The sequence below is a fragment of the Reyranella sp. genome (genome assembly GCF_036558665.1).
Lineage (GTDB): Bacteria > Pseudomonadota > Alphaproteobacteria > Reyranellales > Reyranellaceae > Reyranella.
Genome location: NZ_DATBFE010000160.1, coordinates 1 through 8227 on the forward strand (window position 1 = coordinate 1; position 8227 = coordinate 8227).

Genomic DNA, 8227 nt, shown 5'->3' on the forward strand with positions numbered 1-8227 from the left:
CGCGCGCCTCGCGCGCCACCGCCCGATACCCGATATCCCTGCGATAGCGCATGCCAGGCCATTCGATGGCATCGACCAGCGCGTAAGCCTGTTTCTGAGCCGCTCCGACATCGCGCCCCAGCCCGACCGCGCACAGGATGCGACCGCCATTGGTCACGACCTGACCCTGCTGGTTTGTCGTGGTGGCGGCGTGGAACACCTTGCCAGGCAGGCGCGCGGCCCGATCGAGACCTGAGATGACCTCGCCCTTGCTGACGCCGTCCGGATAGTCCGCGGCGGTCAGCACCACGCCGAGCGCTGCGCGCGGATCCCACTCGGCGCGCACGGCGTCGAGCCTGCCTGCGAGCGCCGCCTCGCAGAGCCCCGGCAGATCGCTCTGCAATCTCATCAGCACCTGGCATTCGGGATCGCCGAAGCGGCAGTTGTATTCGACCAGCCGCGGACCTTTGCGCCCGATCATCAGCCCGGCATAAAGCACGCCCTTGTACGGCATTGCCTCGGCTTTCAGGCCGCGCACCGTCGGCAGCACGATCTCGCGCATCGCCCGTTCGATCATGGCTTCATCGAGAATGGGCGCGGGCGAGTAAGCGCCCATGCCGCCGGTGTTCGGGCCCTTGTCACCGTCGAAGGCGCGCTTGTAGTCCTGGGCACCGGCGAGCGCCAACGCATGTTCGCCGTCGCACAGCGCGAACAGACTCGCCTCCTCTCCTTCCATGAACTCCTCGATGACGACCGAGGCACCGGCGGTACCGAAACGGTCGCCTGACAGCATGTCGTGGATGGCGTCGACTGCCTGCTGCATCGTCTCGGCGACGACCACGCCCTTGCCGGCGGCGAGGCCGTCCGCTTTCACCACGATAGGGACGCCCTGCGCCCTGACGTAGGCCTCGGCCCTGGCCGCGTCGGTGAACCGTTCGTACGCCGCGGTCGGGATGTTGTGGCGGCGGCACAGATCCTTGGTGAAGCCTTTGGAGCCCTCGAGCTGCGCCGCCCGGGCCGAAGGACCGAACACCTTGATGCCGGCCTTGGCCAGGCGATCGGCAAGCCCTGCAACGAGCGGCCCCTCCGGACCCACCACGACGAAATCGATCTTTTCGCGCTCGGCCAGCGCCACCTGGCCCGCGATGTCTTCAGCCCCGACCGCGATACATTCGGCGACCTCGGCAATGCCGGCGTTGCCCGGCGCGCAGAAGAGCTTTGTGCACAGCGGCGAGGCGGCAATGGTCCAGCACAGCGCATGCTCACGGCCGCCGCTACCCACCACCAGTATTCGCATCGTTCAACCTCTTGAAATACCGCCTGGTTTTGACAATATGACCATAGTCTTTGACCATGGTCATATTGCAGGTCTCGCCATGACTAAAACCATGAAAGCGTCGGAGTGCAAAGCGAAGTTTTTGGGCGTTCTCGACGACGTCGCTTCCAAGCATGAGCGCGTGATCGTTACCAAGAACGGGAAGCCGGTGGCTGAGATCGTGCCGTTCGTGGAGAAGCCCAAATCGATTGTCGGAGCGCTCAAGGGTCAGGTCATCCTGATGGGTGATCTCACCGAACCCACGGATGAGGATTGGGAGGCCCTCAAGGAATGACGGTCGTCCTCGACACCAATGTACTCGTCTGGGCGGTCGAAAGCGTTGCCGCCCTTGGTCATCGCGCGGGCGTCCTGATCGATGATGCCGTCGCCAAGGGGACCGCTCACGTTTCGGCGATTTCTTTTTGGGAGCTCTCATTGAAGATCAGCAAGGGTAAATTCCGGCTGACGCGCACGATAGCTGATTGGCGCGCCGACGTGCTGCGCTTCGGCATCCGGGAGGTGCCGGTCGACGGAGCGATTGGGATTGCTGCGAACGAGCTTGAAGGGCTGCATAAAGACCCTGCGGATCGACTCATCGTTGCGACCGCCTTCGATCTCGGCGCGTCTCTCATCACCGCAGATACCAGGCTGCTCTCCTGGAAGGGTCCGCTCGTCTGCATCGATGCCCGGGTGTAGCCCAATGATGGAAGCGAACGGTCCTGACACCGCGTTCAGTAACGTCCCGGAATTCACCGTCTCCGAGCTTTCCTTCGCGCTCAAGCGCCAGCTCGAAGGCGCGTTTCCGCGCGTGCGTGTGCGCGGCGAGATCAGCCAGCCCTCATTTCCGCGCTCGGGCCACTGCTATTTCCGGCTGAAGGACGAGAATGCAGTCCTCGATGCCGTGTGCTGGAAGACCACCATGCCTCGTCTCGGCATCAGGATCGAGGAGGGCATGGAGGTGATCGTTACCGGAAGGATCACGACCTATCCCGGCTCTTCGCGCTATCAGGTCATCATCGATCGGCTCGAGCTTGCAGGCGAGGGTGCGCTGCTGAAGCTGCTCGAGGACCGACGCAGGAAGCTCGCGGCCGAGGGGCTGTTCGACGCATCGCGCAAGCGGCCATTGCCCTTCCTCCCGGGGATCGTGGGCGTCGTGACGTCGCCCTCCGGCGCGGTCATCCGCGACATCCTCCATCGCCTCGCCGATCGCTTTCCACGGCGCGTTCTGGTCTGGCCGGTCGCCGTGCAGGGCGACAAGGCAGCAGGCGAGGTCGCGGCCGCAATCGACGGTTTCAACCGGCTGCCGCAAGAGGGACCGGTGCCGCGCCCCGACGTGCTGATCGTGGCGCGCGGCGGCGGCAGCCTCGAGGATCTCTGGGCCTTCAACGAGGAGATCGTGGTGCGAGCCGCGGCAGCCTCGATCGTCCCGCTGATCTCGGCGGTCGGCCACGAGACCGACACGACGCTGATCGACTTCGCCTCCGATCGACGCGCGCCGACTCCCACGGCGGCGGCCGAGATGGCTGTCCCCGTGCGCAGCGATCTGCTGGCCCAGGTACGCGACCTCGGCAATCGCACGATCGCCTGCATGAACCGCGCCCTGCGCGAGGCAGGCGTCGCGTTGACCGGGCTGGCCCGTGGCCTCGGCGATCCGCTGCGGCTGATCGAGGAACGCCAGCAGCGCCTCGATGTCTGCGGCGAGCGACTGTCCCTCGCCACCCGGCAGCTCCTCGAGCGCCGGGATCATCAGCTTGCGGCGGCGCGCCTCGTCAGTCCGCTGGCCGTCATCAATGCCAAGGAGCAGGCGCTGGCGGGCGAAGGCCGAGTCCTCGAAGGTGCGATGCGCCGCTATGTCGGCGATACGCGCCAGAAGATAGAACGGACGGCCGAACGACTGGATCAGTTCACGGATCGCATGCGGCGATGCATGGGCGAAATGCTGACTCGCTGCGACGAGCGGACCGAGCAACTCGGCAAGCTTCTTGAAAGCTACTCGTTTCACTCCGTGCTCAAGCGCGGCTTCGCGCTGGTGCGCGATCAGGACGGTCAGCCCGTGCTATTGGCCTCGGACACGCGCGCTGGCGACACTCTCGGCATCGAATTCGCCGACGGTCGCGTCGCTGCCAAGGTCACCGACGGCATCGGCGCCGCACCGCGTCCGGCATCCACCATCCCGCGCCGGCGCGGTGAAGGGGGCGGCAATCAGGGGTCGCTCCTGTAACCATGGCCCCGGACAGGGGCGCCCGGGCCACGACCGCGCGGCCCCATTTGCCGTGAGCCGGCGACGAATGCGGAACAACCACATCCGGCCAACGTTCTAGGCAGGCCGCAGCGCCGGTGGCGGTCCGGGCTCGAGATTGGTCTTGAGCGGCAGGAGGGCACTCTTCGAGCGACCGGGGTGAGGCCCCATGCGGTATCCGAGCGCGGGAGGGACATGTGTCTAGGCGGGCTTGGGTCATCTTCGTTCCGGTGGCCGGATCTGGTGCAGGCGGGGTAGTGAACGGCATGGCCACGCTCTGGCGTCCGACCTCGTCGCCGCCATTGTCGGAACCATCATCCTGTCGGGCCATGCCGTCGGACGGGCCTGGGAGTCGGGTTCCGCGGGTCCTGATGGCGTGCGGTCGTCGGTCGGGACGGGAATAGGGAACGCCGGCCATGGCGTCTTCGCTCGTTCGCCGGGAGTGGGCCGAGCCGCGCAGGCGCGCGGAGCCGATTGGGGCTGCCGGAACGGCCCTGATCTTCGCCGTCGCGGTTGCGGCGCTGTATTTCGGGCACGACGTGCTGATGCCCCTCGCACTGGCAATCCTGCTGAGCTTCGTGCTGGCGCCGCTCGTATTGTTGCTGCGCCGGGCACGCATTGGCCGCGTGTCGTCGGTGCTCGTCGCAGTGTTCCTGGCCTTCCTGGTGATGTGCGGCGTCGCCGGACTGATCGGCGGTCAGCTTGCACAGCTCGCCGAAAACCTTCCCCAGTACGAGAGCACCATCAATCAGAAAATACAGTCCCTGCAGGCCGCCGCAGCCGGCAACGGCATCGTGGAGCGGGCCTCGTCGATGCTCACCGATCTTCGCAAGGAGATCAGGAGGAGCTCGGAGAGTGCCGCCAGGACCGCAACCAGCAGCTCCGAAGCCGCGTCGACGGACGAGCAGCAGCAGAAGCCGATCCCGGTGGAGATCCGCGAGCCGCCCGCAGCGCCACTCCAGGTCATCCGTTCCGTCGTCGGACCTCTTTGGGGGCCTCTCGCGACGACCGGCATTGTCATCATCTTTCTGGTCTTCATCCTGCTGCAGCGCGAGGACCTGCGGGATCGGTTCATCCGCCTCGTCGGTGCCCACGATCTTCAACGCACGACGGGCGCGCTCGACGACGGCGTCCGCCGGCTCAGCCGCTATTTCCTGGTGCAGAGCGCGATCAACGCGAGCTTCGGCGTCTTGATCGGCACCGGACTTTTCCTAATAGGCGTGCCGAACCCCGTCCTTTGGGGCGTTCTGGCCATGCTGCTTCGGTTCGTGCCCTACATCGGCGCATGGATCGCAGCCTTCTTTCCGACGGTGTTGGCATTTGCCGTCGACCCGCATTGGTCGATGCTGCTTTGGACCATCGGCCTGTTCGCAGTCATCGAGCTGATCATGGGTCAGGTGGTCGAGCCCCTGCTCAACGCCCACAGCACCGGCCTGTCGGCGGTCGCGATCGTGGTCGCCGCAGCATTCTGGACCTGGCTGTGGGGACCTGTCGGTCTCGTCCTGTCGACCCCGCTGACCGTATGCCTTGTCGTCATCGGGCGACATGTCGAGCACTTGCAGTTCCTCGATGTGCTGCTCGGCGATCAACCGGCGCTGGCCCCTGAAGAGAGCTTTTATCAGCGCATGCTGGCCGGCGATCCGGACGAAGCAGCCCACCAAGCGGAGGAATACCTCAAGGACAAGACCCTGTCGGCATACTACGACGAGATCGCAGTCAGAGGGCTGGCGCTGGCCCAACTCGACGTCAATCGCGGCGTGATCGATCACGATCGCCGCGTCCAGATCAGGGACGCAGTCGAGGAGCTCGTCGACGATCTCTCCGATCACGACGACGCACCACCTGGTGGCACGGAAGGCGAGAAGGTCGACGAAACGGCGGCGCCGGCACGACCACGGGAGGAAGCCGGCACGCAAGAAGCCGCTGTGCTCTGCGTCGCCGGCCGTGGCTCGCTGGATGAGGCCGCGGCCATGATGCTGGCGCAGCTTCTGCAGAAGCATGGGATGGGCGCGCGAGTGGTTCCGAGCCGGGAAGTCTCGCCGCCCAATATCCTGCGGCTCGATGCCGGGGGCGTGAAGGTCGTCTGTCTTACCTATCTGGAACCGGGCGGCTTCACGAGCGCGCGCTACATGGTGAGGCGCGTCAGGCGCAGGTTGCCGCGGGCAAGGGTCGTTCTCGGATTGTGGACGCAGACAGAGGCGGAGAGCGACCGCGACAATGCTGTCAGGCAGTCCGAGGCCGATCTCGTCGTCACATCGCTGGCCCAGGCTGTGGAGCGGATCGCAAGCGAAGTCGACAGTGGCACGGCCGCCGCTAGCGGCGCCGTCCGTCCGGAGTCGTCTGTCGAAACGCCGTCGGCGGCAGGTTAGTCGGGCCAATTGCAAATCGCACCGAAGCGAGGGAGCTTTTCCCGCGTAGGTCGCTCCGGCTTCACCCTCGGGATGACCGTGCAATTGGAGGAAACATCGTGCCCAACGAGATGCCGCTGTCGGCCGAGACCATGAAGAACTTCCTGTATGCCAGCACCGCGACCGTCTCGATGCAGATGCTGAAGCGCGGGTTTCGCAATTCGGCGGTGACCGGCGTGCGGCCGCTCAATCCGAAATCGGCACGGTTGGTGGGCCCGGCCTACACGCTGCGCTACATTCCGGGCCGCGAGGATCTCGACAAGCCACCCATGCCCGGCGACCCGCCGAGTGCGCAGCGCGCGGCCATCGAGGAGACGCCGGCCGGCCATGTGCTGGTGATCGGCACCGAGGGCAACACGCGGTCGGGCACGCTGGGCGACATCCTGGCGTTGCGGCTCAAGGTACGCGGCGTGGCCGGTGTGCTGAGCGACGGTGCCATGCGCGACACGCCGGTGATCGGCAGATTCGATTTCCCGGTGTTCTGCGCCGCCGCCGCCGCGCCACCCAGCATGAACCACCTCCACCCGGTCGAGGTCCAGGCGCCCGTGGGCATCTGCGGCGTGCCCGTCTATCCCGGTGACGTGATCGTGGCCGACGAGGACGGCGCAATCGTCGTGCCGCGCCATATCGCCGACGAGGTCGCGCGCGATTCGTTCGAGCAGGAGCGGCTGGAAAAGTTCGTCGCCATCCGCGTCCGGCAAGGCCGGGCTATTCCCGGCACCTATCCGCCAAACGATGAGACCAAGGCCGCCTACCAGGCCTGGCTCAAGGCGGGCGAGCCGGCTGGCGGATGAGGGCTAAGGCGTACTGCCGTAGGGTTTGGTGAGCAGCTCGAGCCAATGCCCGTCGGGGTCGTCGAAATAAACGCCCCGGCCGCCCCAATAATGATTGATCTCACCGGCGCCGCTACGGTCGTGATTGGCGAAGTAGGCGGCGCCCGATTTCTTGAGCCGCTCGAAGGCACCGTCGAACTCGTCCTCGCCGACCAGGAATGCATAGTGCTGCGTGCGTACGTCCTTGGAATCGACGAAGTCGAGAGTGACTCCGTTACTGGTCTGCACCGGCCGGAACGGACCCCATTGCGGACGGGCCTCGACGCCCAGAATATTCGCAAGGAATGTCGCCGACTTGTCCTTGTCCTTGGCGGGAATGATGATGTGATTGAGGGCGGGCATCGCAGACCTCCGGTCGATTCCATTCTGAGATAAGTCCGCCGCTGCAGACGTCAACTCGGCGATGCAAGCGCGGCCAGCACGACTTCGGTCAAGACCGTATTGGCGACGCGGCTTTGCTCGAGTCCGGAACGATCGTAGTTGCCACAATTCATCGCGACCACCAGCTTCAGCCGTGGCGCCACGTACAGGCGCTGGCCGCCCCAGCCGATGCCTGCAATCAAGTGCTCGGGTTGGGGCAGGGCAGGCACGGGCAGGTCGGCAATGTACCACTGATATCCGTAGCTGCGCACTGCATCGATGGTGACGACGGACGCTGTAATGCGCGTCACCCAGTCGGAGGGCACGATCTGACGGCCTTGCCAGGCGCCCCCTGCGAGCACGAGCTCGCCCACCTTCAGCATGTCGCGCGGCAGCAGGCGCAGTCCCGATGCAGTGTGCGGCTCGCCGTCATGGCCCGTGGTCCACTCGCTCGGTCCGAAGCCCAGGGGCTCGAAGAGGACGCGACGCGCGTATTCCAGCAACGGCTGACCGTTGCCTTTGGCAATCAAATGCCCGAGCAGAGCAGTGGCGCCTCCGCAATAGGTCCACTTCACCCCGGGCTCGCCCACGATCGGCCGTTCCAGGATGAAGCGGTAGCGATCCGGCGCCGCCTCCATCGCATTCTCACTGTTGCGGAGGTCCCCGTAGGGAATCGCGAGCTCATCCCAGTCGGTACCCAGAGTCATGCTGAGCACATGCGCGATCGTGAGACGCTCGCGGCCCGGTTGTGCGGCCAGATCGGCATATTCGGGAAACTGCGCATAGAGCTTCGCCGCGGGCGGCGGCACCTTGCCATCGGCGAGCGCGATTCCATAAAGCAACCCGACGACGCCCTTGGAGACCGACCGCAGATCATGCAGCACCGTCGGTCCGAAAGTGACATGGCCGAGAGGCGTGCCCCAGCTTTCATCCTCCCCTTGGCCATAATGCTCGAATATCAGCCGGCCTTCTCCGGATACGAGAAGCGCGTGCAGGCCCTTTATCTTGCCGGCAGCTTCCGCCTGCGACAGGCGATGCGCGAAGCCTCCCGGCATCGGCGTTGCCGAAGCCCGGCTTGCCGTCGAAATCATGA

Annotated in this window: 8 protein-coding genes; 5 read left to right on the top strand and 3 right to left on the bottom strand. The window is 65.6% G+C overall.

Annotated features, from left to right (window positions below; translation table 11 throughout):
• Positions 1–1276: phosphoribosylamine--glycine ligase (purD, locus tag VH499_RS23335; RefSeq protein ID WP_332055169.1), on the bottom strand; the 1276-nt coding region annotated here is incomplete at its 3' end.
• A 37-nt stretch (positions 1277–1313) separates the two neighbouring features.
• Between purD and VH499_RS23340 the strand changes: the two genes are divergently transcribed.
• The 5 genes from VH499_RS23340 to VH499_RS23360 all read left to right on the top strand — a co-directional run bounded on the left by VH499_RS23340 (position 1314) and on the right by VH499_RS23360 (position 6735).
• Positions 1314–1589 (top strand): type II toxin-antitoxin system Phd/YefM family antitoxin, encoded by a 276-nt coding sequence (locus VH499_RS23340; protein WP_332055170.1) that lies wholly within the window; start codon positions 1314–1316, stop codon positions 1587–1589.
• Positions 1586–1990, top strand: coding sequence for a type II toxin-antitoxin system VapC family toxin (locus VH499_RS23345; RefSeq protein ID WP_332055171.1), 405 nt, complete (start codon positions 1586–1588; stop codon positions 1988–1990). The genes VH499_RS23340 and VH499_RS23345 overlap by 4 nt, the downstream gene beginning before the upstream one ends.
• Before the next feature lie 4 nt (positions 1991–1994).
• A complete protein-coding gene (xseA, locus tag VH499_RS23350; protein WP_332055172.1) occupies positions 1995–3515 on the top strand; it encodes an exodeoxyribonuclease VII large subunit in 1521 nt (506 codons plus the stop codon).
• A 434-nt stretch (positions 3516–3949) separates the two neighbouring features.
• Positions 3950–5902, top strand: a complete 1953-nt coding sequence (locus VH499_RS23355; protein WP_332055173.1) for an AI-2E family transporter — start codon at positions 3950–3952, stop codon at positions 5900–5902.
• A gap of 98 nt (positions 5903–6000) precedes the next feature.
• Entirely contained in the window at positions 6001–6735 is a 735-nt protein-coding gene (locus tag VH499_RS23360; RefSeq protein WP_332055174.1) for a ribonuclease activity regulator RraA, read from the top strand.
• A 3-nt stretch (positions 6736–6738) separates the two neighbouring features.
• Here VH499_RS23360 and VH499_RS23365 read toward each other — a convergent pair whose 3' ends face one another.
• On the bottom strand, positions 6739–7116 hold the full coding sequence (locus VH499_RS23365; RefSeq protein ID WP_332055175.1) for a VOC family protein: 378 nt from the start codon (positions 7114–7116) through the stop codon (positions 6739–6741).
• A gap of 50 nt (positions 7117–7166) precedes the next feature.
• The coding region (locus VH499_RS23370) for a serine hydrolase (protein ID WP_332055176.1) at positions 7167–8227 on the bottom strand (1061 nt) is incomplete at its 5' end.

Coding starts and splice junctions, on each gene's coding strand:
- VH499_RS23355 (WP_332055173.1), top strand. CDS start 3,950: ATGGCGTCTTCGCTCGTTCGCCGGGAGTGGGCCGAGCCGCGCAGGCGC.
- VH499_RS23340 (WP_332055170.1), top strand. CDS start 1,314: ATGACCATAGTCTTTGACCATGGTCATATTGCAGGTCTCGCCATGACT.
- VH499_RS23345 (WP_332055171.1), top strand. CDS start 1,586: ATGACGGTCGTCCTCGACACCAATGTACTCGTCTGGGCGGTCGAAAGC.
- VH499_RS23365 (WP_332055175.1), bottom strand. CDS start 7,116: ATGCCCGCCCTCAATCACATCATCATTCCCGCCAAGGACAAGGACAAG.
- xseA (WP_332055172.1), top strand. CDS start 1,995: ATGATGGAAGCGAACGGTCCTGACACCGCGTTCAGTAACGTCCCGGAA.